This is a genomic window from Proteus sp. TJ1640, from assembly GCF_003144445.1.
Lineage (GTDB): Bacteria > Pseudomonadota > Gammaproteobacteria > Enterobacterales > Enterobacteriaceae > Proteus > Proteus penneri.
Genome location: NZ_PENY01000031.1, coordinates 47047 through 73968 on the forward strand (window position 1 = coordinate 47047; position 26922 = coordinate 73968).

The 26922-nt window shown below is 40.1% G+C and carries 22 protein-coding genes and 7 tRNA genes; 6 read left to right on the plus strand and 23 right to left on the minus strand.

Annotated features, from left to right (window positions below):
- Positions 1 to 2: 2 nt before the first annotated feature.
- The 5 genes from leuS to DK861_RS15140 form a co-directional block, all read right to left on the minus strand.
- A complete protein-coding gene (gene leuS / locus DK861_RS15120) occupies positions 3 to 2585 on the minus strand; it encodes a leucine--tRNA ligase (protein ID WP_109400662.1) in 2583 nt (860 codons plus the stop codon).
- A 326-nt stretch (positions 2586 to 2911) separates the two neighbouring features.
- Complete coding sequence (locus DK861_RS15125) at positions 2912 to 3637, minus strand: amino acid ABC transporter ATP-binding protein (protein ID WP_006537725.1); 726 nt, start codon at positions 3635 to 3637, stop codon at positions 2912 to 2914.
- Positions 3638 to 4312, minus strand: coding sequence for a glutamate/aspartate ABC transporter permease GltK (gltK, locus tag DK861_RS15130; protein ID WP_006537724.1), 675 nt, complete (start codon positions 4310 to 4312; stop codon positions 3638 to 3640). It abuts the gene before it with no gap.
- On the minus strand, positions 4312 to 5052 hold the full coding sequence (locus DK861_RS15135) for an amino acid ABC transporter permease (RefSeq protein WP_072062945.1): 741 nt from the start codon (positions 5050 to 5052) through the stop codon (positions 4312 to 4314). Before DK861_RS15135 ends, gltK begins: the two co-directional genes overlap by 1 nt.
- A 116-nt stretch (positions 5053 to 5168) precedes the next feature.
- Entirely contained in the window at positions 5169 to 6062 is an 894-nt protein-coding gene (locus tag DK861_RS15140) for an amino acid ABC transporter substrate-binding protein (RefSeq protein WP_109400663.1), read from the minus strand.
- A gap of 365 nt (positions 6063 to 6427) precedes the next feature.
- Between DK861_RS15140 and DK861_RS15145 the strand changes: the two genes are divergently transcribed.
- The 4 genes from DK861_RS15145 (at position 6428) to DK861_RS15160 (ending at position 10174) form a co-directional block, all read left to right on the plus strand.
- Complete coding sequence (locus DK861_RS15145; RefSeq protein WP_109400664.1) at positions 6428 to 6817, plus strand: metal resistance protein; 390 nt, start codon at positions 6428 to 6430, stop codon at positions 6815 to 6817.
- 83 nt (positions 6818 to 6900) lie between these two features.
- Positions 6901 to 8940, plus strand: coding sequence for a protein-disulfide reductase DsbD domain-containing protein (locus DK861_RS15150; RefSeq protein WP_109400665.1), 2040 nt, complete (start codon positions 6901 to 6903; stop codon positions 8938 to 8940).
- A complete protein-coding gene (locus DK861_RS15155) occupies positions 8940 to 9671 on the plus strand; it encodes a DsbA family protein (protein WP_072062942.1) in 732 nt (243 codons plus the stop codon). The genes DK861_RS15150 and DK861_RS15155 overlap by 1 nt, the downstream gene beginning before the upstream one ends.
- Positions 9671 to 10174 (plus strand): protein disulfide oxidoreductase, encoded by a 504-nt coding sequence (locus DK861_RS15160; protein WP_072062941.1) that lies wholly within the window; start codon positions 9671 to 9673, stop codon positions 10172 to 10174. The genes DK861_RS15155 and DK861_RS15160 overlap by 1 nt, the downstream gene beginning before the upstream one ends.
- A gap of 87 nt (positions 10175 to 10261) precedes the next feature.
- Here DK861_RS15160 and lnt read toward each other — a convergent pair whose 3' ends face one another.
- The 5 genes from lnt to miaB all read right to left on the minus strand — a co-directional run bounded on the left by lnt (position 10262) and on the right by miaB (position 15729).
- On the minus strand, positions 10262 to 11788 hold the full coding sequence (gene lnt / locus DK861_RS15165) for an apolipoprotein N-acyltransferase (RefSeq protein ID WP_072062940.1): 1527 nt from the start codon (positions 11786 to 11788) through the stop codon (positions 10262 to 10264).
- A gap of 7 nt (positions 11789 to 11795) precedes the next feature.
- Complete coding sequence (corC, locus tag DK861_RS15170; RefSeq protein WP_006537715.1) at positions 11796 to 12677, minus strand: CNNM family magnesium/cobalt transport protein CorC; 882 nt, start codon at positions 12675 to 12677, stop codon at positions 11796 to 11798.
- 71 nt (positions 12678 to 12748) lie between these two features.
- Complete coding sequence (ybeY, locus tag DK861_RS15175; RefSeq protein WP_072062939.1) at positions 12749 to 13216, minus strand: rRNA maturation RNase YbeY; 468 nt, start codon at positions 13214 to 13216, stop codon at positions 12749 to 12751.
- Positions 13209 to 14270 carry a PhoH family protein gene (locus DK861_RS15180; protein WP_109400666.1) on the minus strand — a complete coding sequence of 354 codons (1062 nt, stop codon included), beginning with the start codon at positions 14268 to 14270 and terminating at the stop codon, positions 13209 to 13211. Before DK861_RS15180 ends, ybeY begins: the two co-directional genes overlap by 8 nt.
- Positions 14271 to 14298: 28 nt before the next feature.
- Positions 14299 to 15729, minus strand: a complete 1431-nt coding sequence (miaB, locus tag DK861_RS15185) for a tRNA (N6-isopentenyl adenosine(37)-C2)-methylthiotransferase MiaB (RefSeq protein ID WP_006537711.1) — start codon at positions 15727 to 15729, stop codon at positions 14299 to 14301.
- Between the two features lie 205 nt (positions 15730 to 15934).
- Here miaB and ubiF point away from each other — a divergent pair, with 205 nt between their 5' ends.
- On the plus strand, positions 15935 to 17122 hold the full coding sequence (gene ubiF, locus DK861_RS15190; RefSeq protein ID WP_109400667.1) for a 3-demethoxyubiquinol 3-hydroxylase: 1188 nt from the start codon (positions 15935 to 15937) through the stop codon (positions 17120 to 17122).
- Positions 17123 to 17176: 54 nt separating this feature from the next.
- Here ubiF and fghA read toward each other — a convergent pair whose 3' ends face one another.
- From fghA to nagB, 13 genes are all read right to left on the minus strand, one after another.
- The gene (gene fghA, locus DK861_RS15195) at positions 17177 to 18007 is read right to left on the minus strand and encodes an S-formylglutathione hydrolase (RefSeq protein WP_109400668.1); all 831 of its coding nucleotides are present in this window, start codon (positions 18005 to 18007) and stop codon (positions 17177 to 17179) included.
- 53 nt (positions 18008 to 18060) lie between these two features.
- Complete coding sequence (locus DK861_RS15200) at positions 18061 to 19173, minus strand: S-(hydroxymethyl)glutathione dehydrogenase/class III alcohol dehydrogenase (protein ID WP_072062936.1); 1113 nt, start codon at positions 19171 to 19173, stop codon at positions 18061 to 18063.
- An 18-nt stretch (positions 19174 to 19191) separates the two neighbouring features.
- Positions 19192 to 19467: a metal/formaldehyde-sensitive transcriptional repressor gene (locus tag DK861_RS15205; protein ID WP_006537705.1), complete on the minus strand. Its 276-nt coding sequence runs from the start codon at positions 19465 to 19467 to the stop codon at positions 19192 to 19194.
- Positions 19468 to 19728: 261 nt separating this feature from the next.
- Positions 19729 to 19813 (minus strand) — tRNA-Leu (locus DK861_RS15210).
- Positions 19814 to 19863: 50 nt separating this feature from the next.
- Positions 19864 to 19938, minus strand: a tRNA-Gln gene (locus tag DK861_RS15215).
- Positions 19939 to 19943: 5 nt separating this feature from the next.
- Positions 19944 to 20020: transfer RNA gene (locus tag DK861_RS15220), tRNA-Met, on the minus strand.
- 21 nt (positions 20021 to 20041) lie between these two features.
- Positions 20042 to 20116: transfer RNA gene (locus DK861_RS15225), tRNA-Gln, on the minus strand.
- A gap of 41 nt (positions 20117 to 20157) precedes the next feature.
- Positions 20158 to 20232 (minus strand) — tRNA-Gln (locus tag DK861_RS15230).
- Between the two features lie 27 nt (positions 20233 to 20259).
- Positions 20260 to 20344, minus strand: a tRNA-Leu gene (locus DK861_RS15235).
- A 7-nt stretch (positions 20345 to 20351) separates the two neighbouring features.
- A tRNA-Met gene (locus DK861_RS15240) sits at positions 20352 to 20428 on the minus strand.
- 410 nt (positions 20429 to 20838) lie between these two features.
- Positions 20839 to 22071 carry an N-acetylglucosamine repressor gene (locus DK861_RS15245; protein ID WP_109400669.1) on the minus strand — a complete coding sequence of 411 codons (1233 nt, stop codon included), beginning with the start codon at positions 22069 to 22071 and terminating at the stop codon, positions 20839 to 20841.
- Between the two features lie 9 nt (positions 22072 to 22080).
- Complete coding sequence (gene nagA, locus DK861_RS15250) at positions 22081 to 23244, minus strand: N-acetylglucosamine-6-phosphate deacetylase (RefSeq protein WP_109400670.1); 1164 nt, start codon at positions 23242 to 23244, stop codon at positions 22081 to 22083.
- A 125-nt stretch (positions 23245 to 23369) separates the two neighbouring features.
- Positions 23370 to 24176 (minus strand): glucosamine-6-phosphate deaminase, encoded by an 807-nt coding sequence (gene nagB, locus DK861_RS15255; RefSeq protein ID WP_069370072.1) that lies wholly within the window; start codon positions 24174 to 24176, stop codon positions 23370 to 23372.
- Between the two features lie 479 nt (positions 24177 to 24655).
- Here nagB and nagE point away from each other — a divergent pair, with 479 nt between their 5' ends.
- A complete protein-coding gene (nagE, locus tag DK861_RS15260) occupies positions 24656 to 26698 on the plus strand; it encodes an N-acetylglucosamine-specific PTS transporter subunit IIBC (RefSeq protein WP_109400671.1) in 2043 nt (680 codons plus the stop codon).
- The last annotated feature ends 224 nt before the right edge of the window (positions 26699 to 26922 follow it).

Sequence of the window (26922 nt, forward strand, 5' to 3'; positions counted from 1 at the left end):
TATCAGCCAACAACGATGTTCAGTAATTTTCCTGGAACATAAATGATTTTACGAATAGTCACATTTTCCAAGTATTTAGCAACACTGTACTCTTTTGTCGCCATTTCCTGAACATATTCTTTTTCTGAATTAGCCGGAACAGTGACTCGACCACGCACTTTACCATTCACTTGAACGATTATTAGCTTGGTATCATCGATCATTGCTTCTTCATCAGCAACCGGCCATGGTGCAACATCAACGTCCTCTTTTCCACCTAATGCCTGCCACATAACAAAACAAGCGTGAGGAATGATTGGAGAAAGCATACGAACGATGGCTTCTAATGCTTCTTGCATTAATGCACGATCTTGCTCTGTATCTTGACTTGCACGAGTTAATTTATTCATTAACTCCATGATGGCTGCAATCGCGGTGTTAAAGGCTAAACGACGACCTACGTCATCAGATACTTTTGCAATTGTTTTATGTAAGTCACGACGCAAATCTTTTTGTTCTTCTGTCAGTGCAGAAAGATCAAGTGACTGTGTCGCTCCTTTTTGTGTATGTTCATGAACTAAACGCCATAAACGACGTAAGAAACGATTTGCACCTTCAACACTAGACTCTTGCCATTCAAGTGTTAATTCTGGTGGAGCGGCAAACATCATAAATAAACGGACGGTATCTGCGCCATAACGTTCAACCATCGTTTGTGGGTCAATACCGTTATTTTTAGATTTAGACATTTTGCTCATGCCAGCATAAGTCAGCTCATGTCCTTCACCGTCAGTCGCTTTTATGATGCGGTTTTTCTCATCACGTTCAACGATAGCTTCAGCAGGAGATACCCAATGACGAGCACCATCTTCACCGGTGTAATAGAACGCATCAGCTAATACCATACCTTGACACAGTAAACGTTTTGCTGGTTCATCAGAGTTCACTAAACCGGCATCACGCATCAGTTTATGGAAGAAGCGGAAATACATTAAGTGCATGATGGCGTGTTCAATACCACCAATATACCAGTCAACAGGTAACCAATAGTTAGCTGCTTTTGGATCTAACATGCCTTTATCGTAATCAGGGCAGGTATAACGAGCGTAATACCAAGATGATTCCATAAAGGTGTCAAAAGTATCTGTTTCACGCAGTGCTGGCTGACCATTAATGGTGGTTTTTGCCCACTCAGGATCAGCTTTAATTGGACTGGTTATCCCATCCATTTTTACATCTTCTGGAAGGATAACGGGCAGTTGATCTTCAGGAACAGGAACAACTGTACCGTCTTCTAAGGTAGCCATTGGAATTGGCGCGCCCCAGTAACGTTGACGAGATACACCCCAGTCACGTAAACGGTAGTTAACTTTACGCTCACCAACACCCATTTGTGCTAGTTTATCTGCAATTGCGTTAAAGCCAGCTTGGTTGTCTAATCCAGAGAATTCACCAGAGTTAATCAGGCTATTTTTCTCGGTTAATGCGCCTTCAGATAAGTCAGGTTGATTACCTTCAGCATCCGCAATAACAGCTTTAATTGGTAAATTGTATTTAGTTGCAAATTCCCAGTCACGTTCATCATGACCCGGAACCGCCATTACAGCACCTGTGCCGTATTCCATTAATACAAAGTTAGCAACCCAAATAGCTACTTTCTCTTTAGTTAATGGATGGATAGCATAAAGACCCGTTGCAATCCCTTTTTTCTCCATTGTTGCCATATCGGCTTCTGCCATTTTCATGTTACGGCATTCATCAATGAAGTGCTGAACTTCAGGGTTATTTTGAGCAGCTTTTTGCGCTAATGGGTGGCCTGCTGCAACTGCAACATAAGTGACGCCCATAAATGTATCAGGACGCGTTGTATAAACGGTCATTGTGTCGTCGCTGTCGGCCACATCAAATTTAATTTCGACACCTTCTGAACGACCAATCCAGTTACGTTGCATGGTCTTAACTTGTTCTGGCCACTCATCTAACGTATCTAAATCGTTTAACAGTTCTTCAGCGTAATCGGTAATTTTGATAAACCACTGTGGAATTTCTTTACGTTCTACAGGGGTATCACAACGCCAGCAACAGCCGTCAATAACCTGTTCGTTAGCTAATACGGTTAAATCATGTGGGCACCAGTTAACGGCGGAGGTCTTTTTATACACTAAGCCTTTTTCATATAACTTAGTAAAGAACCACTGTTCCCAACGATAATATTCTGGTGTACAAGTAGTGACTTCACGATCCCAATCGTAACCAAAACCCAGTTTTTTTAACTGGTTTTTCATGTAATTGATATTTTCGTAAGTCCACGGCGCTGGCGCGGTATTATTTTTTACAGCGGCACCTTCTGCAGGTAAGCCAAATGCATCCCAACCAATAGGTTGTAAGACGTTTTTACCTTGCATTCGTTGATAACGGGAAATCACGTCACCAATGGTGTAGTTACGGACGTGTCCCATGTGTAGTCGGCCAGAAGGATAAGGTAGCATTGACAGGCAGTAATATTTTTCTTTGTTATTATCTTCTGTCACTTTAAATGTGTTGTTCTTTTCCCAGTGTTCCTGGATAGTTTGCTCTATATCTTCGGGACGATATTGTTCTTGCATGGCACCGATAATCCTATGGTGAATTAATGGCTACCGGAGGGTAACCGCTATTATGAAATTAAGACTTGCATAGCATAGCTGATTTTGTCTAATAGCCACAACTATTGATCTTAATGAAAGCCACTGTTTGCATAACTTTTTCAAGACAATTGCGAGATATCTTGAAAAGAGTTAAAGCAAAAAGAGAATAAATGCGTATTTTCTGAAAAAATAATTTTGATATTGCGAGAAAATAAGTTTTTTTGATATTTAGTTGCGAGGTTAATCGAAATTATTATTTTGGGCTGACGTGCTAAAAAAGCACGCCAGCAGAGGAGATGCAGCGATTAATGCAGAATTTTAGCGAGGAAATCTTTGGCTCGTGCTGATTTTGGATTATCAAAAAAGTCATTTTTAGGTCTATCTTCCACTATTCGACCTTCATCCATAAAAATAATACGGTCAGCAACCTTTTTAGCAAAACCCATTTCATGGGTCACTACCATCATCGTCATACCTTCATTTGCAAGCTCTACCATTACATCAAGGACTTCATTAATCATTTCAGGATCAAGTGCGGATGTAGGTTCATCAAATAACATTGCAATAGGATCCATACATAAAGCACGAGCAATGGCGACACGCTGTTGTTGACCACCAGAAAGTTGAGCTGGGTATTTGTTCGCATGACTGGATAGACCTACACGTTCTAATAACTTTAAGCCTTTTTCTTTTGCAGCGCCTTTCTCTCTATTAAGCACTTTAACTTGTGCGAGTGTAAGATTTTCAATAATAGAGAGATGGGGAAAGAGTTCAAAATGTTGGAATACCATACCTACTTTTGCTCGTAATTTAGCAAGATCGGTATGCTTATCATTTACTTTGATTTCATTAACAAGTATCTCACCTTGCTGTATTGGTTCTAGACCATTCACTGTTTTAATCAGTGTTGATTTACCTGAGCCAGAAGGTCCACAGACAACAACAACTTCCCCCTTTTTAACTTCAGTGGAACATTCAGTCAGTACTTGAAACTGACCATACCATTTGGATACATCTTTTAGGGAAATCATCTAGGTAGTCCTTTTTTTAAGAAAGTTCACTAACATTGAAGCAGCGAAGCTAATGACAAAATAAACAAAACCAGCAAAGAGGATCATTTCAACTTGTGTACCATCGCGTTCACCAATATTTGCCGCCGTTCTGAAAAAGTCAGTGAGACTTAATACGTAAACTAAGGACGTATCTTGGAACAAGACAATTCCTTGAGTCAGTAAAAGCGGGATCATGGCTCGAAAGGCTTGAGGTAAGATCACTAAACGCATTGTTTGTGATTTGGTCATACCTAATGCAAGTGAGGCAGAAAATTGTCCTTTACTAACACTTTGAATACCTGCCCTTATAATTTCAGAGTAGTACGCAGCTTCAAATAATGAGAACGCTATCATTGCCGAAATTAAACGGATATCACTTTTTGGTGAAAGTCCTAGAACATTTTGTAATATGTTAGGCACAATTAAATAAAACCACAGTAATACCATGACTAATGGGATTGAACGAAAGGTATTAACGTAAGCGGCCGCAAACCAACTAATAGGTTTAAACGTAGAAAGGCGCATAACAGCAAGTACCGTTCCCCATAAAATACCAACTACTATAGCGGTGATAGTGATTTTTAAAGTGATTGCCATACCATCGACTAGAAATGGTAGGCTTGGAACAACAGAACTCCAGTCAAATTCGTACATTATTGACCTCCTGTTGTGCCAGGTAAACGCACACGTTTTTCAAGCCAACTCATGAGTAACATAATGATGACGTTGATAAAAACATAGGCGAGGGTAATTGCTGTGAATGACTCATACGCTTTCGCTGAATAATCGAGGAGTTTATTCGCTTGTGCTGCCATATCAATAAGTCCGATAGTAGAGGCAATCGCTGAGTTTTTCACGAGATTAAGCATTTCGGAGGTCATTGGTGGAATAATGACTCGATATGCATTGGGTAATAAAACATAACGATAAGTTTGAGGTAAGGTTAAGCCCAATGCTAAGCCTGCGGCTTTTTGACCACGGGGCAATGAGTTTATTGCAGCTCTGACTTGTTCACACATACGCGCTGCGGTAAATAAACCTAAGCAGAGTGCTGAAGAGACAAAAAATTGCACATTTGGCGCTAAGTCCATTTTAAACCAGTCGCCAATAGATTGAGGTAATAGTTCAGGAATGACGAGATACCACGTAAAGAATTGAACAATAAGTGGTACGTTACGGAATAACTCAACATAAACAGTACCTAAGCTTGAAAGCCAACGATTAGGGACAGTGCGTAAAATTCCGAATAAAGAACCAACAAGAAAGGCAATAACCCAAGCGCATAGAGATAAGGCAATAGTGACTTGGAAGCCAGAAATCAGCCATCCTAAGTATGTGGTGTTTCCGAAAGGGGCTTCTTGGAAGAATATCCCCCAATCCCAATCAATCGACATGATTTCACCTCCGGTGAAAAAAAGAGGGGCAGGGAACGACTGCCCCAAACTTCACTGATCTGTCTGTCCAACAGATACTTTATAATTATTTGTTTGCATCAACTTCTTATGTATTTTTAGTTCAGTGCCTTATCATTTGGTGATGCAAATAAGGCCTTCATTTCATCAGAGATAGTGAATTCTAAGTTAAGATTTTTAGGTGGGATCGGTGCATTGAACCAGCGATTGAACGATTTTTCTGCTTCACCTGATTTTTGTGCGTTAGCGATAGTTTCATCGATTAATGCTTTGAATTGAGCATCGTCTTTACGCAACATACAACCATAAGCTTCTTCAGATTGTGGGGTTCCTACAATTTCCCATAGACCTGGTTTTTTCGCTTTAGCACGCTCACCAGCCAGTAATGCGTCATCCATCATAAAGGCAACAGCACGGCCGGACTCAAGTGTACGGAACGAGTCTCCATGATCTTTTGCGCTGATAATGCGCATATTCATCTTTTTCTCGTCATTTAATTTGTTAAGTAACATTTCAGACGTTGTTCCTGATGTTACGACTACGTTTTTACCTGACAAGTCAGCAAAATCTTTAATTCCACTGTCTTTTTTCGCCAGTAAACGTGTACCTACGATAAAAATAGTATTAGAGAAGCTAGCTTGTTGTTGACGAGCTTCATTGTTGGTTGTTGAGCCACACTCAAAATCAAATGTACCATTTTGTAATAATGGAATGCGATTCTGAGAGGTAATAGGGATCAGGCGAACTTGCAGGTTAGGTTTGCCTATTTTGTCTTTTACTGCTTGTACAATCAGATTGGAATAGTCTTGAGAATAACCAACCACTTTTTGTTGGTTATCATAGTAAGAGAAAGGAACAGAGGATTCCCGATGTCCAACGATAATAATATCGTTATCATTGATTTTCTTTAAGGTTCCAGTGAGTTCTTCTGCCTGCACAGCTCCTGCAGCCCCTAAGATCATTAACGATAATGCTAGTTTACGCATGCGCATAATAACTCCTGTCGTGGTGATAAATGATATTTGTGTTTTGCTTTGTGTTGCTTTTTTGTTTTAATTTGTTTTGATAATGTTAATAGATAGAACAAATAACATACCGTTGGGAAGTGCAATTTATGAAATACGAGAGGTATCTCTCAATAAAAGAATGAAATCAAATGTGGTTGATTGTTTTTTTGGAAGTTGTTTTCAATATTTAAAATTATTGTAGTAGAAACCTTATAGAAATAAAGGTTAAAGATGAATATTTGAGATAATGCGAAAAATAGAATAAGTATGGATTTGTAAAGTTTGTCTTAAGGAGTTGTTTGTCTGTAGATTACTATTAAGATAGCGTGTCATATTGATGAGGAACATCTATGAGTAATTGGCGGTCAGGTCGCTGGCTAGTGGTGATAACAGTTTTGCTGATCTTGAGTTGCATTGTTCAGCGTTCATTAGGTGCCCACGTCATTAGTGAGCGCTTAGCGATGGCTGTTGCTCAAACACAATACCCACTATCAACACCAATTACTGATGAGAAGAGCGCAACAGATCATACTTATTCACTCTCTACCTGTGAATTAAGCGCTAAATCATTAATATCTGTTCCTCCATTAACAATAGAGCCATTTTTCCATTCGTGGGCTGTATTACTATTGTTAAGTATGGCTGGCATCTATGTATCGCGTCAGCGTAATCAGAAAAAACACCATCATCCACCGCCTCCAATCAGACTTCACCTTCATTATTGTATTCTGAGGGATTAGAAATTTCCTTTTAGCTAAAAAATTGTACGTCTATCTTTGGGCGTAGCTTTGTGTAGCGTTGTAGGAATTTTTAGGGAGTTGTTATGTTTCGTTCTTTTGTTATGGCGTTGGTATTAACGCTATTTACGTTATCTACATCTCAAGCAGCAGAGACAGGTTGGTTAACCACGCCTGATAATTCTCACGCACAAGTTAGGGCGACAGCACAAAAGTCACCAACGGGTGATGTGAAAATGTTACTTGAAGTGCAACTTGAGTCTGGATGGAAAACTTACTGGCGCTCACCAGGAGAAGGTGGTGTTGCACCTGAAATTAATTGGTCACAAGATGTGAGTGCAATGGTATGGCATTGGCCGTCACCTTCTGCTTTTGATGTCGCAGGTATTCACACTCAAGGCTATGACAAACAAGTTGTTTTTCCGATTGAATTAACCTCTGTTGATGCTGACCGTTTAACAGGCGTTTTAACGTTATCAACATGCAGTAATGTCTGTATTTTAACGGACTACACTTTAGATTTAGATCTTACAGAACCAGCACCTGCTGATTTTGAATGGCAATATAATCAGGCGATGGCAAAAATCCCAGTTGATACAGGATTAATATCATCAGTTTCTTCGAATTATAACAATAGCCAACTGACTATTTCTTTGCAAAGAGAGCAAGGTGCTTGGGTTGAACCTAATATTTATCTCGATCCCCCTGAAGGTATGCTTTACGGTATTCCAAAATTAAATCATCAAGATAAAAACTTATTTGTCACCGTTGATGTGACAGATGATTGGGGCGATGCAGCTGGTGATATCTCAGGTAAGGCACTTTCCTTTGTTATTACTGATCAAGATTTTTCTCGTCAAGTTAATGACACAATAGGGCATGGAAAAGAAGACATTGTTCCACCATCTAGTTCAGGTATTGGGCTTTGGAGCATTCTTGCTTTTGCACTATTGGGTGGTTTAATTCTGAATTTGATGCCTTGTGTATTACCTGTGCTGGCGATGAAATTGGGTTCGATTTTACATCTTGAAAATCGTGATAAAGGGGTTATTCGTAAGCAATTTTCGGTGTCTGTTTTAGGTATTTTAGTTTCTTTTTGGGCACTAGCGCTATTTATGACGGGGTTACGTTATAGCCAAGAGGCCTTAGGTTGGGGAATACAGTTTCAAAGCCCTTGGTTTATTGGTTTTATGGTGTTAGTTACCGCTATTTTTACTGCAAATCTATTTGGATTATTTGAACTGCGTTTAAGTAGCAATATGAATACTAAAATGGCAACGGCTGGTGGGCAGGGATATGGTCGCCATTTTTGGGAAGGTGCTTTTGCTACTCTACTTGCCACCCCTTGTTCTGCACCCTTTTTAGGTACCGCCGTCGCTTATGCTTTGATTGCTCCGTTAAGTGAGTTATGGCTTATTTTTACTGCATTAGGGATAGGAATGAGTTTGCCTTGGATCTTAGTGGCTATATTCCCATCTGTTGCAAAAGTGCTACCAAAACCCGGTAAATGGATGAATCGCCTAAGAGTGGTTTTAGGCTTTATGATGCTGTTGTCTAGCATTTGGCTTATTACACTTTTAATCCCTCATTTGGGCATGACAATTGTTGCTGGCATTTTTATTGTTATTACTTTGCTTTTATTACTCGCAATTGCACGGCACTATGGCAAAAAAACGGCTCTTATTTCTACGGTAATTGCCCTATTTTTGGCGGGAAGTACTTATTTGTTTGTTGCTCAACCAGCAAGCCAAACACTCGCAGGTCAAGATACGATAAATTGGCAACCTTTATCAGAAGAGGCAATACACCAAGCATTAGCAGAGAATAAACGCGTGTTTGTTGATGTTACAGCAGATTGGTGTGTAACCTGCAAAGCAAACAAATACAATGTATTATTGCGAGACGAGATCCAAGAGGCACTTTCAGCGCCAGATGTTGTCGCATTAAGAGGGGATTGGACTAAACCCTCTGACAAGATCACTCAGTTTTTAAAACAACGTGGTCAAGTTGCCGTACCTTTTAACCAAGTTTATGGACCAGGCCATAAAAATGGCGTGGTTTTACCTCCTATTTTAAATAAAGATTCAACATTGACAGTTCTTTCAGAGGCTAAAGGAGCCCAATAATGAAAAAAACACTTTCTGCACTGGTTATTTCTTCGTTACTTTTTGGTGCAAATGTGCAAGCAGCAGCATTAAGCGCTGATCAGGAAAAAGAAGTTCGTGCACTGGTGCGTGATACGTTAATCAAAAATCCAGAAATTTTGGAAGAAGCAATCACTGCATTACAAGCACAAAAAGCCGATGAACAACAAGCACAATTTCGTACCGCATTAAAGGCAGAACACGACGCATTATATAACGATGCAGCAAGTCCTCGTATTGGTGCAAAAGACGCTAAGTTAGTGTTAGTTTCCTTTACTGATTATAACTGCCCTTACTGCAAACGTTTCGATCCATTATTAGAACAAATTACAAAAGATTATCCAGAAGTAGCTGTGGTAATTAAACCGCTACCATTTAAAGGTGAAAGCTCGGCTAAAGCCTCTCAAGCGGTGCTTTCAGTTTGGAAAGAAGATCCAAAAGCATTCTTAGCATTACACCAACGTTTAATGCAGAAGAAAACAATGCTAGATAATGCAAGTATTGACGATGCAATGAAAACAACCAATACAAGCAAAGTAAAATTAACAGATGACAGCTTAAAAACGTTACAAAATAACTTAGAGCTTTCTCGTAAATTAGGTATCCAAGGTACACCTGCAACAGTTGTTGGTGATATGGTTATCCCTGGTGCCGTTGATTACGCTCAGCTAGAAGTGATTGTGAAAGAGCAACTGGCTAAAGTGAAAAAATAATGCGTAGTCGCTTACGAAAGTGGGGTAAAGAACTGATTGTTCTGGTTGTCATTTTCGTTGTAGCCTCTTTCGCGATGGATTGGTGGCGACAACCTGCGCCACCCTCTTTAACAAATTTACCTGAACTTTATACTGTTGATAATAAAGTTGTTTCATTAACAGAATTGAGCGCTGAAAAGCCCTTATTAATCTATTTTTGGGCAACTTGGTGTGGGGTGTGTAAACTAACAACGCCTGCGGTAAATTCGTTAGCGCAAGATGGTTATAACGTGACATCTGTTGCGATCCGTTCTGGTGATAACGCAAAGTTAGAGCGCGGTATCCAGTCTAAAGGACTGGTATTTCCTGTGATAAATGATAGTCGAGGGGATATTTCTCAGCAGTGGGGAATTAGTGCAACACCTTCATTTGTTATTATTTATAAAGGGGAAATGGTAGGCTTTACAAGTGGTTGGTCATCTTCGTGGGGATTAAAACTACGTTTATGGTGGGCTGGTTTTTGAACGGTATACCAACGATTATTTTAAGCTTTAGTCGATTAAAAATAACGGAATTCAATATAATAATGAATTCCGTTATTTTATTTTGCTTTATTCAACTCGACGTTTAATAAAGGCGATAATAAAAAATAATCCAACCAGTATCCACAATGGTGTATTCCCCCATTTATAATAAGGGGTTAACCCCGTTGTTGGTGTGATTTTTTCCGCTAAAGCACCTTCTTCAAACTGAGGAAGTTGAGAAATTACCTCACCATTGGCTGCAATAAAGGCTGTAATACCGTTATTTGTCGAACGTAATAATGGTCTTCCTAACTCAAGAGAGCGCATCCTTGCCATTTGGAAATGCTGCCAAGGGCCGATTGAATTACCAAACCACGCATCATTAGAAATCGTTAATAAGAACCGTGTATCGGGTTTAAAATTAGCACGGACTTGTTCACCTAAAATAATTTCGTAGCAAATAGCTGCGGTAATTTTGGCATCATTGACAGTCAGTTGAGGCTGTACATATTCGCCTTGGCTTAATGATGACATCGGTAAATTAAAGAAAGGTGCCAGTGGGCGTAATAGTGATTCTAATGGCACATATTCGCCGAAAGGAACAAGATGATGTTTGTTATAGCGATCAGTGGCTGGGTATTGATAAGCATAGTGTTCACCTAATGTGATGACACTATTATAGAAACGATAACCTTCTAATGTCGGTCGAGCATCAATAATTCCCGTCATTAAATGAGTATCTTGCTCTCTTAATTGTTTATCTAATTCAGCTAAAAAGCTTTGTTGTTGAATTTCAACGTCAGGGATCGCTGATTCAGGCCAAATAATAAGATTGGCATTACCAATAAAAGGGCGACTTAAGGTGAGGTAGGTTTTTAATGTACTCTCTAATGTACCCGGTTCCCATTTTAATGATTGTGCAATATTACCTTGGATTAATGCAATTTCTTGCGTTTCATCCGGCAAAGGTTGATACCACTGATAGGATTTAAAGCTGATAGGTAATATTAATAAAAGTAGTGCAACCACGAGGCTGTAAATTGATTTACGATAGATTGTAAATGCAATTAATCCACTAATAACGGTTAAGAGCAACGTTATCATAGTGACACCAAAAATAGGTGCAATACCTTTTAAAGGGCCATCAATTTGGCTATAACCAAACTGTAACCACGGAAAGCCTGATAACACCCAACCCCTTAAAAATTCAGTGATTTGCCATAGTGCGGGTGCGGCAAAAACAAATCGCCATAGAGTCGGATTTGGGAAAAACTTATTTAATAAGCCGGCAAAAAGTAGGGGATAAAGTGATAAATAAAGTGCTAATAAAATCACTAAAAAGATATTTATCGCAAATGGCATACCGCCAAAATCAGCAATGCTGACATAAACCCAATTTACACCCGCGCCAAATAATCCAAAGCCCCAAGCAAAGCCAAGAAATGCACCTTGTCGGGTTGTACGTTGCGTGATTATCAGTAATAGGCCCAGCAGTGAAATTAAGGCAGCAGGCCAAAAGTCAAAAGGCGAAAACGCGAAAGTGCCGATAGCACCGAAAAAAACCGCCAGAAGGGCGCGAACCCACTGGCGGTTTAAGAAAGAGGTCTTATTCATTGAGATCCTATACATCATTACCTAGTTCAGGAATGGGGGCATCATCTGGAATATGCACATACACCTGAATGATCTTACGGCTATCTGCCATAACAACTTTAAATTGGTAATTATCAATGGTAATAGTTTCACCACGAGCAGGAAGGTGACCAAAGGCTTGCATAACTAAACCGCCAATAGTATCAACTTCTTCATCGCTGAAATGTGTACCGAACGCTTCATTGAAATCTTCTATCTGGGTTAAAGCTCGAACTGAGTAAGCGTGGCGACTCAGTGGACGAATATCAATATCATCCTCATCGTCATACTCATCTTCAATTTCGCCTACGATAAGTTCTAGAATATCTTCAATTGTGACAAGTCCTGATACACCTCCGAATTCATCAATCACAATTGCCATATGATAGCGTTGTGAGCGGAATTCTTTTAATAGGCGATCGACCCGTTTACTTTCAGGTACAACAACCGCTGAACGTAAGACTTTATCCATGCTAAATGGCTCTGCGTCTGTACGCATAAATGGCAGTAAATCTTTTGCCATCAATAAGCCTTCAATATGATCTTTGTCTTCGCTGATAACTGGGAAGCGGGAATGTGCTGAATCAATAATTACATCTAAACATTCATCAAGAGTTTGATTACGTTTTAGTGTAACGATTTGGGAGCGTGGGATCATAATATCCCGAACACGCTGTTCAGCAATATCCATTACCCCTTCAAGCATGTCGCGGGTATCAGGATCAATTAATTCTTTCTGTTCAGAATCGCGGATAAGCTCCATCAGATCATCACGGTTTTTAGGTTCACCGTGGAACCACTGATTAAGCAGTGTGAGAAACCCTTTCTTAGGACCAGGGTTATCGTTACTCGAAGATTGGTCGTCGCTCATGGCGTTTTAACTATTTTTCCTCATTGAATGGTTAATTAGATATAGTATTTATCATAAAAATAAGAGAACTGTTACTCTTTTTCAATTAAATAGGGATCTGCATAACCTAAATTTTGTAAGATTTCCGTCTCTAAACCTTCCATTTCTTCGGCTTCATCATCTTCAATATGATCATAACCTAAAAGATGCAGACATCCATGAATAACCATGTGTGCCCAATGCTCTTCAACAGTCTTACTCTGTTCAGTCGCTTCTTTTTCTACCACTTGACGGCAAATAATCAAATCCCCCAAGAGAGGCAATTCAACTTCAGGTGGGGCCTCAAAGGGAAAAGAAAGCACATTAGTCGGTTTGTCTTTTCCACGATACGTGAGATTTAGTTCGTGACTTTCTGCTTCATCAACAATACGAATAGTCACTTCACTTACAGGCTGAAATTGCGGTAATACCGCTTCTAACCATGTCATAAATTGGGCTTCAGTAGGAAGCCCTTGTGCATTTTCACTTGCTACTTGTAAATCAAGGATAACTTCACTCATGATTTTCTCTCTGAAGCTTCTCTTTTTCTGCTTTGATAGCTTGGCGACGTTTTTGGTCTTCAGTTTCCCAAGTTTCATAAGCGATAACAATTTTGGCAACCACAGGGTGGCGAACAACGTCTTCACTGTGGAAAAAGTTAAAACTTAAGTCATTCACATCGGATAAAACTTCGATAGCATGACGTAAGCCTGATTTATTGCCTCTTGGCAGGTCAATCTGAGTAATATCCCCAGTGACAACGGCTTTAGAGTTAAAACCAATACGCGTTAAGAACATTTTCATTTGTTCAATGGTGGTGTTTTGGCTTTCATCAAGAATAATAAAGGCATCATTGAGTGTACGCCCACGCATATAAGCGAGGGGAGCGACTTCAATAACATTACGCTCTATTAGTTTCTCAACTTTTTCAAAACCCAACATCTCAAATAACGCATCATAAAGCGGTCGTAAATAAGGATCGACTTTTTGACTAAGGTCGCCAGGTAAAAAACCCAGTTTCTCACCAGCTTCAACCGCAGGGCGCGTTAACAAAATACGACGCACTTCTTGACGTTCAAGGGCATCAACAGCGGCAGCAACAGCCAGATATGTTTTCCCTGTACCAGCAGGCCCAATACCAAATGTAATATCATGGGTTTGAATATTGGCAATATATTGTGCCTGATTTGGTGTACGAGGTTTTATTACACCTCGTTTAGTCCGAATATTGGTTGATTTCCCAAATTCAGGAACATGCTCATCACTTTGCTCAAGCACACGGCTTTCTTTGATAGCAAGATGAATTTGTTCAGGGTCGATATCGGGGATCACGCCTTTAATTGGCGAGGTTTCCACATACAGGCGACGTAAAATTCCTGCTGCTGCATTGACACATAATGATTTACCCGTGAGTTTAAAACGGTTATCACGATGATTAATCTCGATACCTAAACGGCGCTCAAGTTGCTTAATATTATCGTCAAATGGGCCACATAGGCTCATTAAACGGGCATTGTCAGCTGGCTCTAAGAAAATTTCTTGGGTCGCTACTTGTACATGTGCTATTACTGTCACTGATTATCCTTTTGTTAAATCTGATTAATTAAGGTTGGTAAACACCTACCCCTAATTCATCTTCTTTACGAGTACGTGCAATGACGGATTCTGGTGATTCATGGATCCGTAAATCCATTTGATCTTCCGTTCTAACCACTTTACCACGTAGGGAGTTGGCATAAACGTCTACAATCTCAACATCAACGAACTTACCAATCATATCTGGTGTACCTTCAAAGTTAACCACTCGGTTATTTTCAGTACGACCAGAAAGCTCCATCACATTTTTACGTGAAGGGCCTTCAACAAGAATACGTTGCACACTGTTTAGCATAGCTCGGCTAAAGTTCATTGCTTGTTGATTGATACGTTGTTGTAGCAGATATAAACGTTGTTTCTTTTCATCTTCGCTAACGTCATCAGGTAAGTCAGCAGCTGGAGTACCAGGACGTGCTGAATAGATGAAACTAAAGCTCATATCGAAATTAACATCCGCAATTAATTGCATCGTTTTTTCAAAGTCGTCTTGAGTTTCACCCGGGAAACCGATGATAAAATCTGAACTGATCAGAATATCAGGACGTGCTTTACGTAATTTGCGAATGATGCTCTTATATTCAAGTGCAGTATGGTTACGCTTCATTAATGTTAGAATGCGGTCAGAACCACTTTGCACAGGTAAGTGTAAATAGCTGACTAATTCTGGTGTATCTTCATAAACCGCAACGATATCGTCAGTAAATTCGATAGGGTGGCTGGTAGTAAAGCGAATGCGGTCAATACCGTCAATTGCTGCCACTAAACGAATTAATTCAGCAAAACTACAAATTTGACCATCAAAAGTCGCGCCACGATAGGCGTTAACGTTTTGACCTAACAAGTTTACTTCGCGTACACCCTGGGCAGCTAATTGAGCAATTTCAAAGAGGACATCATCACAAGGACGGCTAACTTCTTCACCACGAGTGTAAGGAACTACGCAGAAAGAGCAGTATTTGTTACAGCCTTCCATGATGGAAACGAAGGCAGAAGGGCCTTCAGCACGCGGTTCTGGTAAACGGTCAAATTTTTCGATTTCAGGGAAGCTGATATCGACAACTGGGCTTTTAGTCCCTTTAACCTGATTAATCATTTCAGGTAAACGGTGTAAAGTTTGTGGCCCGAAGATAATATCGACACACTGCGCACGTTGACGGATGTATTCGCCTTCTTGAGAGGCAACACAACCACCGACGCCAATGATAATATCAGGTTTATTATCTTTGAAATATTTCCAACGTCCTAACTGATGAAAGACTTTTTCTTGTGCTTTCTCACGGATAGAACAGGTATTTAGCAGTAGAATGTCCGCATCTTCGGCGACATCGGTTAACTGATAACCGTGGGTGCTTTCGAGTAGGTCTGCCATTTTGGATGAATCGTACTCATTCATCTGGCAGCCCCAAGTTTTAATGTACAGTTTTTTTATCGTCGACATTGTGTAAATCCGGTATTTTCAGTGAGACAATAGCTAATCATTGGAAAACGTTGCGTGTAATAAGCCAATAAGGTGGTTATTGTAGTCATTTGTGTGGTCAGTGACTAGAGCAAGTCGGCGCTAATTATTTATGGCGTTTAGTTTAATAGAAATAAACTGAAACAGCGCTTACCTATTATTTAAAGTAATGAGTTATGGCATAACAATGATGAGTAATGTAAAAAACGATTTTGATGCAATCATCGCGGGTGGCGGTATGATTGGCGCAGCTGTTGCAATTGGGCTGGCGCAAGAAGGATTGTGTGTTGCAATGATTGAACGACAGTCTCCAGCACCTTTTGATGCGTCATCTCATCCTGATATCCGTATTTCTGCGATTAGTTGCGCGTCCGTTAGTCTATTAAAACAATTAGGTGCATGGCAACATGTTTTGGCTATGCGTTTTGCGCCTTATCTTACCTTAGAAACATGGGAAGAAGAAAATGCTCATGTTGTTTTTGATGCAAAAAGCTTAGGGTTGCCTGAATTAGGCTATATGGTTGAAAACCGTATTTTGCAATTAGCCCTTTGGCAAGAAGCTGAACGTTATAGCAATATCACTTTATTATGCCCAAACAGTCTAAGTAAAATGGTCTATTTAGATGATAAATGGAAAGTAACACTTTCTGATGGCAGTGAAGTGACCACAAATTTAGTGGTAGGTGCAGATGGTGCGAATTCTCAAGTGCGCCAATTTGCAGGTATTGGTAGCAATGGTTGGCAATATCGCCAATCTTGTATGCTGATCACCGTGAAAACAGAGTTACCTCCTGAAAAGGGAACATGGCAACGTTTTTACCCCTCAGGGCCTCGCGCTTATTTACCGCTTTTTGATAATTGGGCCTGTTTGGTTTGGTATGATTCGCCTGACAGAATTAGAAAACTGCAAAATATGTCGATGACGCAGTTAGAAAAAGAAATTCAACATGCTTTTCCTGATCGATTAGGTAAAGTGACACCTATTGCAGCTGGTTCATTCCCATTAACGCGTCAACATGCAAGCCGTTACGTTGATAAAGGGATTATTTTATTGGGCGATGCGGCTCATACTATCAATCCTTTAGCAGGGCAGGGTGTCAATTTAGGTTACCGTGATGTGGATTGTTTCTTAGACTTAGTGGCTGATGCCAAAAAACATTTTGAACCTTGGGATTCAATGGCGTTATTGAAGAAATATCAGCGTCGTCGTATGCCTGACAATTTAGTCATGCAAGCGGGAATGGATGTTTTTTATCACGCTTTTAGTCACCAATTACCAGGGTTAAAAGTCGTTAGAAATATCGGCCTTTTAGCTGCGCAACATGCTGGTAAGGCTAAAGAAGCGGCGCTACGTTATGCATTAGGTATTAAGTAATTAGAAATGCGATGATCGGAGTTGGATATCAGCAATAAGATCATCGCATTGTTGTTACGCTTTTAAATGTTTGGCATGAAAAGCAATATGCTCACCAATAAAACTCGCTACAAAATAGTAACTGTGATTGTACCCTTGATGTAAATTCAATTGATAAGTGAACTGTTTTTCATTACAGACTTTAGCAAATAGCTCGGGTTTTAATTGTTCCTGATAGAAGGGATCATCAAGACCGACATCAACACGCATAGGTAACACACTTTCTGCTTGGTTAATCAATGCCACCGCATCATATTGTTGCCATTGTGTCATATCATCGCCTAAATAAGCGCTAAACGCTTTTTTACCCCAAGGAACAACTGACGGTGCCACGATCGGAGAAAACGCTGACACACTGCAGTAGCGTGCTGAATTTCGCAGTGCAATTGTTAAGGCACCATGTCCTCCCATTGAATGCCCACTAATGGCACGTAGATGAGTCACAGGAAAATGCGTTTCTATTAGTGTAGGAAGTTCATCAACGATATAGTCATACATCTTGTAATGCTCATTCCAAGGCGATTGGGTGGCATTAAGATAAAAACTTGCGCCTTGCCCTAAATCATAAGCACTATCATCAGCGACATTTTCACCGCGAGGGCTGGTATCGGGTATAACTAAAATAATGCCATATTGCGCTGCAAATTGTTGGGCACCAGCTTTAGTAATAAAATTTTGCTCGTTGCAGGTTAAGCCTGATAACCAATATAAAACAGGGTATTTTTGCTCTTCTTCCATAGGAGGAAGGTAGATAGCAAATTTCATCTTACAATTTAACGTCGTTGATGTATGTTGATAGACTTCTTGCCAACCACCAAAACAGGCATGACGTTCAATCCTTTCCATTTTGACTCCTTTAAAAGCAAAGACAAACCTATGAGACATAAGTTTGATGATGGTTAATCGAAATGAATAACGGTTCGGATTGATTTACCTTCATGCATTAAATCAAAAGCTTCATTAATTTTTTCTAACGGGAGTTTATGGGTTACAAAAGGCTTAAGTTCGATATTGCCTTTCATTGCATCCTCAACCATTGCGGGTAATTGACTACGGCCTTTAACACCACCAAAAGCTGTACCTTTCCACGAACGACCCGTCACTAATTGGAATGGACGAGTTGAGATCTCTTGTCCTGCACCTGCGACACCAATAATAATGGATTGACCCCAGCCTCGATGTGCACTTTCTAATGCTGCTCTCATGACATTAACATTACCAATACATTCAAAAGTATGGTCAACACCCCACTGTGTCATTTCGACAAGAACTTGCTGGATAGGTTTATCGTAATCATTAGGATTTAGGCAATCTGTTGCACCAAATTGGCGAGCCAATGCAAATTTTTCAGGATTTGTATCAATAGCAAAAATACGACTTGCTTTGGCTTGTCTTGCGCCTTGAAGAACGGCAAGACCAATGCCACCTAAACCAAACACAGCAACAGAGTCACCTTCTTGCACTTTTGCAGTATTGTGAACCGCGCCAATACCTGTTGTTACACCACAACCTAATAAGCAAACTTCTTCGTGATTAGCTTCTGGATTGATTTTTGCCAGAGAAACTTCAGCCACCACAGTGTATTCGCTAAAAGTAGAGCATCCCATGTAGTGATAAATAGGCTGTCCATTATAGGAAAAGCGTGTTGTCCCATCGGGCATTAAGCCTTTACCTTGCGTTGCTCTGACGGCAACACATAAGTTTGTTTTGCCTGATTTACAAAATAGACATTCGCCACATTCAGCTGTGTACAGAGGAATAACGTGATCGCCTGGTTTAACACTCGTGACACCTTCACCAACCTCTACAACCACGCCGGCACCCTCATGGCCAAGAATAGCAGGGAATACACCTTCAGGATCATCACCCGACAGCGTAAATGCATCGGTATGGCAAACACCTGTGTGACTAATTTTAATGAGCACTTCACCGGCTTTTGGTGGCATCACATCAACTTCAACAATTTTTAAAGGTTCTCCAGGGCCAAATGCGACTGCTGCACGAGATTTCATAGTGTATCCTTTTTGTTATTAACGCAGGTAAGTGCGGATTAATGAAATGGCATCATCAACGGAATTTTTTTGATCTTCAGGAGAAGCGACGGCATCCATAAGACCTTCTCGTAAATGACTTTCGAGTACACCTGCCATCAGGCCATTAATAGCACCTCGAATGGCGGCAATTTGTTGTAATACCTGACTGCATTCGTTTTCATTTTCAAGTGCAGTTTCTAATGCAAGAAGTTGCCCTTTAATTTTTCTTACGCGAGTTAACGCGGCTTTTTTTTCTGCTGGTGAGTGTGGCATACATAATCCTTAAATATACTATGGGGGAGTATAGTATATTGGGTGAGATATGTACAGAAAGAGCAATAAAGTGTGGAGTGATGAGAAAAAATAAAAATGATGATGTGGAGTTTGTTGTACTTTGAGAGTAGAGGAATAAGAAAAAAGAGGGATAAATGATGTTTAGAGAACAGATAGGAAAAAATTAAGCGATAAAAACAAAAAAGACCCGCTACTGCGAGTCTTATCTGTTGATTTCGTGATAAACACGTTAGTAATCAATGGTGCGGGAGGCGAGACTTGAACTCGCACACCTTGCGGCGCCAGAACCTAAATCTGGTGCGTCTACCAATTTCGCCACTCCCGCAACAACTTGGAGAAAAAAAGACTCGCTCTGCGAGTCTCTCTTTCAAAATATGGCTGGGATACCAGGATTCGAACCTGGGAATGCCAGGATCAAAACCTGGTGCCTTACCGCTTGGCGATATCCCAAAAAATGGTGGCTATGACGGGATTCGAACCTGTGACCCCAACATTATGAGTGTTGTGCTCTAACCAGCTGAGCTACATAGCCAGATTGAATCTAACGGAAAGATGGCTGGGGTACCAGGATTCGAACCTGGGAATGCCAGGATCAAAACCTGGTGCCTTACCGCTTGGCGATACCCCATCCGTTAATTCAATTGTCAACACGCTAATTTATCAGAAATATGGCTGGGATACCAGGATTCGAACCTGGGAATGCCAGGATCAAAACCTGGTGCCTTACCGCTTGGCGATATCCCAACTGATAAATTCTTGACGAGGTTAAAATGGTGCGGGAGGCGAGACTTGAACTCGCACACCTTGCGGCGCCAGAACCTAAATCTGGTGCGTCTACCAATTTCGCCACTCCCGCAAAAAGATGGTGGCTATGACGGGATTCGAACCTGTGACCCCAACATTATGAGTGTTGTGCTCTAACCAGCTGAGCTACATAGCCATCTTTTTTTGCATAACCTTCGTCGGCGTTGCGGGGCGCATTATGCGTATTACAGACAAATCCGTCAACTGCTTTTTGCATTAATTTTCGAGAAACGTGTCCGTTTGCTCGATGGTTAATCATTTTGTCGAAAAAAGATCCAAAAAACAACCTTGTTGATGAAAAATATCTCAAAGTATAAGGTGCAATAGTGTGTGAATAAAAAGAAAAAACAAAGCAGTAAGAGAAATGATATTAAACTAAAGAGGAAAAAGATGAAGAACAATGGGCATAAAAAAAGAAATGTGACGAGAAATTCACGTAACATTTCTTTTTCTTTGAGTATTACTGATTGAATTTTATGCTTATTTCACAATGAAGATCAGAAAAGTATAAATTCAACTCAAAAAGCATAATTTATCGACAATAAACTACTTTTCTAATAACTGTTGAAGCAATTCTCCGTTAAGCATTGCGCGTTTAGCCAAGGCAAAAGCCCCTATGGCAGAACGATGATCAAGCTCAGATATAACAATAGGAAGATCTTCTCTGAATTCTTTTAATACTTGCGTATTAATACAACTTTGAATTGAGGGAAGTAAAACTTCAGCCGCTTCAGTTAATTCACCCGCCAAAACTACTTTTTGTGGGTTAAACAGGTTAATAGCGATCGCAATAGCTTTACCTAAATGTAAACCCACTTGTTTGATGGTTTCGACTGCTAGAGGGTCATTTTTAATAGCCGCTCGACAAATGTCTTGGATTTGGCACTGTGTTGGCGATAAATACTGGCTTGGATACCCTTGCTCTAACTGATAGCGCACTTTTGCTTCGATAGCAGTATTGGACGCTATCGTTTCTAAACAACCAAAATTACCACAATGGCAACGTTCACCTAGAGGATCGATTTGAATATGACCAATCTCCCCTAAGTTACCACGTTGATTGAGTAAAATTTTATTATTAATAATAACACCAGCACCTGCACCACGATGGATCCGGACTAATAACGAGTCTTCACAATCTCGTGTCGCACCAAAATAATTCTCAGCTAGTGCAAGGCTTCGAATATCATGTCCAGCATAACAAGGCAGATTAAAGCGTTTCTCTAAGCTATTGACCAGAGCCCAATTATCTACTTTCATATGAGGCATATAATGAACAATGCCTTTATTTGGATCAACAAGGCCGGGTAAGATCACGGAAATTGAAATAAGCTCACGAATGCGGCGTTGGTTTTGCTTAATAAAATCATCAATTGCATTGATGAGCAGGGCTTCAACTTCATTTTGAGTACTCTGCTCTAAAGGATAGTGCTGCTCAATGATGACTTTACCGCTTAGATCATAAAGAGCGACGGTGGCATCATTACGACCCAATCGTACACTGACTGTATTAAAATTACGGTGTTCAACAATGATGGAAATCGCACGGCGTCCACCTGTTGATGCTTGTTGGTCAACTTCTTTAATCAGCCCACGTTCAAGCAACTGACGAGTAATTTTAGTCACACTGGCCGGTGCTAGTTGGCTTTGTTCGGCTATTTGGATACGGGAAATCGGCCCGTGTTGATCAATCAGTCGATACACAATCGCACTGTTAAGTTGTTTAACAAGATCGATATTGCCAATTTGCGTTTCAGTGTTGTTATGACTCATCAGCATATACATCCATTAGTTATCAGTTATTTCAATACCATTGACAAATGTTGTGCAAAGGTTGAAGTCCTTGTCAAAAGAAGCGAGATTAGCAATTTTTCCTGCTTCAATTGTCCCGAGTTCTTTTTCTATCCCAATCGCACGAGCAGGATAAAGTGTAGCCATCCGCAAGGTTTCATCTAATGGAATACCTACATGGATCACGCTATTTTTAATCGCACCAATCATGGTCAGTGATGATCCACTTAATGTGCCATCTGCATCGACACAAAGACCATTACGATAATATATGGTTTTACCAGCAAAATTGAAGCTATCCATCTCATTTTTATTAGGATCAAGCCCCGCTGGCGCAGTTGCGTCTGTGACTAAAAGTAATTTTTCACCCTTTAAACGCTTACTGTTACGAATATTTGCCCATGAAACATGTAAACCATCGGCGATGATACCAGCATAAACCTCTGGTGTATCATAAATGGCGCCTACAAGCCCCGGGCCTCTGCCTGTAATATAAGGCATAGCATTGTAAAGGTGAGTCGATAATGAGATACCATTACGGAATCCTTTACGTGCTTCTTCATAAGTTGAATTGGAATGCCCCGCAGAAACAATGATACCTGCTTTGATTAATTGACGAACATACTTTTCATCAACCATTTCTGGCGCAAGGGTGATTTTGGCGATGACATCAGCATTATCGCACAAATAGTTAATCATCTGAGCACTTGGTTGACGAATGTATTGTGGATTATGCGTCCCTTTTTTAATCACATTGATATAAGGGCCTTCTAAATGTAATCCCAATACTTTATTTTCATGTTTCTTCATATAAGCACGAGTTGCTTCGATGCCTATTTTCATCAATTCATCAGAACAGGTAATTAGCGTTGGCAAATAGCTAGTGCAACCTAAACGTTCATTCGCCTTTTGCATAATTTCTAATGTTTCAACAGTGACATTTTCTGGTGTGTCATTAAATTGTACACCACCACAACCATTAACCTGTAAATCAATAAAGCCGGGAGAGACAATTGCACCTTTCATATCACGAACAGTGATATCTTTTGGCAGCTGATCTTGTGGGCAAACCTGCTCAATACGGGAGCCGTTAATAATAATGGCGTGGTTTTCTAAACGGTCGTAACCTGTATAAATAACAGCATTTGTTAAGGCAAACATACCTTTGTCTCCTGATAAGGGAAGTCAATCTAAAAAAGCCGATATCAGCCAGCAAATTCTGGCTGATAAGTAAGAGAGCTTAGCCTTTTCCGCTACTTAATCAGTAGGTACTTATTTTACTAAACTTAGTCTTGGTATTTCTGACACTCTTGCGCTTCAATCTGTTGGAAATAACGCAATGTTTTTACTCGTAATTCCATTGTTGCAGGATCATCACACACTAAAATAGCTTTAGGGTGAAGTTGAACACAAGAAATCGTCCATAAATGGTTAACAGCGCCTTCCGTTGCTGCATGTACTGCTTGCGCTTTATTAAAACCTGTCGCCAAAATCATTAGTTCTTCAGCATCTAATAATGTGCCTACACCAACGGTCAGTGCATATTTAGGAACATGATTAACATTATTGTCGAAGAAACGTGAATTTGCTAAGCGTGTATCTTCAGTTAGCGTTTTCATACGAGTGCGTGAAGAGAGTGATGACGCAGGTTCATTAAATGCAATGTGACCGTCGTTACCTACACCGCCCATAAATAAATTGATTTTGCCATAAGACTTAATTTTAGCCTCATAACGCTCGCATTCTGCTTGTGGATCTTCTGCATTGCCGTTTAATAAATTGATATTTTCATCTTTAATATCAATATGATTAAAGAAGTTTTCATACATAAAAGTACGATAACTTTGTGAATGATCTGATGGAATACCAACATATTCATCCATATTGAACGTCACAACGTGTTGGAAGCTAACTTTTCCTGCACGATGTAATTCAATTAACTCTTTATATGTCGCCAATGGCGTGCCACCAGTCGGTAAACCAAGTACGAAAGGGTGTTCTGCCGTTGGATTAAATGCGTTGATTTTCTCAACGATATAATTTGCAGACCACTTACCAACTTGCTTTGCCGTGGATAGGGGGATTAACCTCATAGTAACCTCATAGAAAAAAAGACAAATCTGATAACTCAGTAACGTGTTATTTATCGTGTGATTATCAGTGGCTCATCTATACTCGTCATCCTTCACGTTGCAGGGGTGTTGGCTACGCTCAGCTACCTGAATCACATACATGAGTATACTCATCGGGATATCTTTGCTTGCCGCCTACCAGCAACTCGAATGATTTAGAGTGTATAACACGAATTTCTTTTCATTTTTAGCTGATGATCGAAATGTCCCGCCAAAAGATATTTTTAATCATAAAATAAGCTTTCTGACTTAGCCAGCATTTCAGCTAAAAATTATACGACATTGGTGACTTCAATCACAAATTATGACTAATTAATTTGCGATACGAAATAATTTTTTTAGACTAAAAATGGAATTAAATAATTAGCTCATCAATTTTATTATAAAATATGAATGAGTATGAATAAGATCCCGCATAGGGGCTATCCAAGGGGGAGTTTGTGAATATTTTAAGTTATCTGCAGAAGATAGGGCGGGCGCTGATGGTGCCTGTTGCTACATTACCTGCAGCAGCAATTCTGATGGGGATTGGCTACTGGATTGATCCAGTAGGCTGGGGTAGCGATAACGCGCTTGCTGCCTTACTTATCAAATCTGGTGCTGCTATCATCGACAATATGTCAGTTTTGTTTGCCATTGGTGTTGCTTATGGTATGTCGAAAGACAAAGACGGCGCTGCCGCTTTAACGGGATTTGTTGGGTTCTTAGTTGTGACAACACTCTGCTCTCCAGCCGCGGTGTCAATGATCAAAGGTCTACCTTTAGAAGAGGTTCCCGTTGCTTTTGGTAAAATAAATAACCAGTTTGTTGGGATCTTGGTTGGTGTACTTTCTGCCGAGCTTTATAACCGCTTTAGTAGCGTTGAACTGCCTCGTGCACTGTCGTTCTTTAGTGGTCGCCGTTTAGTTCCTATCCTAACCTCATTTTTAATGATCATCGTCGCCTTTATTCTGATGTATATCTGGCCTGTGATTTATGGTGGATTAGTCAGCTTCGGTGAAAGTATTAAAGATATGGGGGCATTGGGTGCGGGTATCTATGCATTCTTTAACCGTTTATTAATTCCAGTTGGCTTACACCATGCGTTGAACTCTGTATTCTGGTTTGATGTCGCTGGTATTAACGATATTCCTAATTTCCTAGCAGGTCAGCAAGCTATTGATTCTGGCTTAGCAACAGTGGGTGTAACAGGTCGTTATCAAGCAGGTTTCTTCCCAGTAATGATGTTTGGCTTACCGGGTGCAGCACTAGCGATTTATCACTGTGCACGTAAAGAGAACAAAGCAAAAGTTGCAGGTATCATGCTTGCTGGTGCATTTGCTGCTTTCTTCACCGGTATTACTGAACCGCTTGAATTTTCTTTTATGTTCGTGGCACCAGTGCTTTATGTTATTCACGCATTCTTAATGGCGATTTCTGTTTATATCGCGGCAAGCATGGAGTGGATTTCAGGATTCGGCTTTAGTGCAGGTTTAGTGGATATGTTCTTATCTTCACGCAACCCACTAGCTGTTCATTGGTACATGCTGATTGTTCAAGGTATTGTTTTCTTCTTTATTTATTACGGTATTTTCCGTTTCACTATTACTAAATTCAACCTGAAAACGCCGGGTCGTGAAGATGAAGTGATTGGTGATGAAACAGCTGATGGTTATGATGAAGATATCAAAACAGCGCCAGCAAATAGTAAAGAAGGTATCCAGCAAGAAGCGCGTCAATATATCGCGGCTATCGGTGGTTCTGATAATTTAACCGGTATTGATGCTTGTATTACCCGTTTACGCTTAAATGTAAAAGATGCCACAGTTGTTAATGATGCCTATGCAAAACGTTTAGGTGCATCAGGTGTTATTCGTTTAAACAAACAAAGTGTTCAAGTGATTGTGGGTACGCGTGCTGAATTAGTCGCTAACGCGATGCGTGATGTATTAACACAAGGCCCTGTTGCCGCTTATGAAGCGCCTGCTACCTCGACAGTATCTACGGAAAAAACAGCTGTAAAACAAGCCAACACAAATTCAAAAGTATTACTTGAAATGATTGCGCCTTTTGATGGTGAAATCGTGGCATTGAAAGATGTGCCTGATGAAGCGTTTTCTAGTGGTATTGTTGGTGATGGTGTAGCAATTAAACCAACCTCTAATATCGTAATGGCGCCTGCAACAGGTACTGTTGTTAAGATTTTTGATACAAACCACGCATTTTGTATTGAGACTGACAATGGTGTTGAAATCATCGTGCATATGGGAATTGATACCGTTGCGTTAGGTGGCAAAGGCTTCAAGCGTTTAGTTGAAGAAGGTGCAGAGGTTAAAGTTGGTCAACCTATCTTAGAATTAGATCTTGAATATCTGAACGCTAATGCTAAATCGATGATAAGCCCTGTGATTGTTAGCAATATCGATGATTTTGATAAAATTGCTGAACAAGTTACAGGTGAAGTGGTTGGAAATAAAACCGTTATCTACAAAGTATTAAAATAAATTCTATACAGATATTTAATCCTCTATAAAGAGATGGTTAAATAAGACGATAAAACGGGGAGTCTTTCGAACTTCCCGTTTTTTTATCTCTATTTTGATAAATATCTCAGGGGTGTATTTAGCTAAGGTATTTATGAAACCTGCTTATTGGATTATAGTGGTGTTCATTTTTTTATATTAAAAATCAATGCGATATATACCAATACTCATAATCACTCACTATT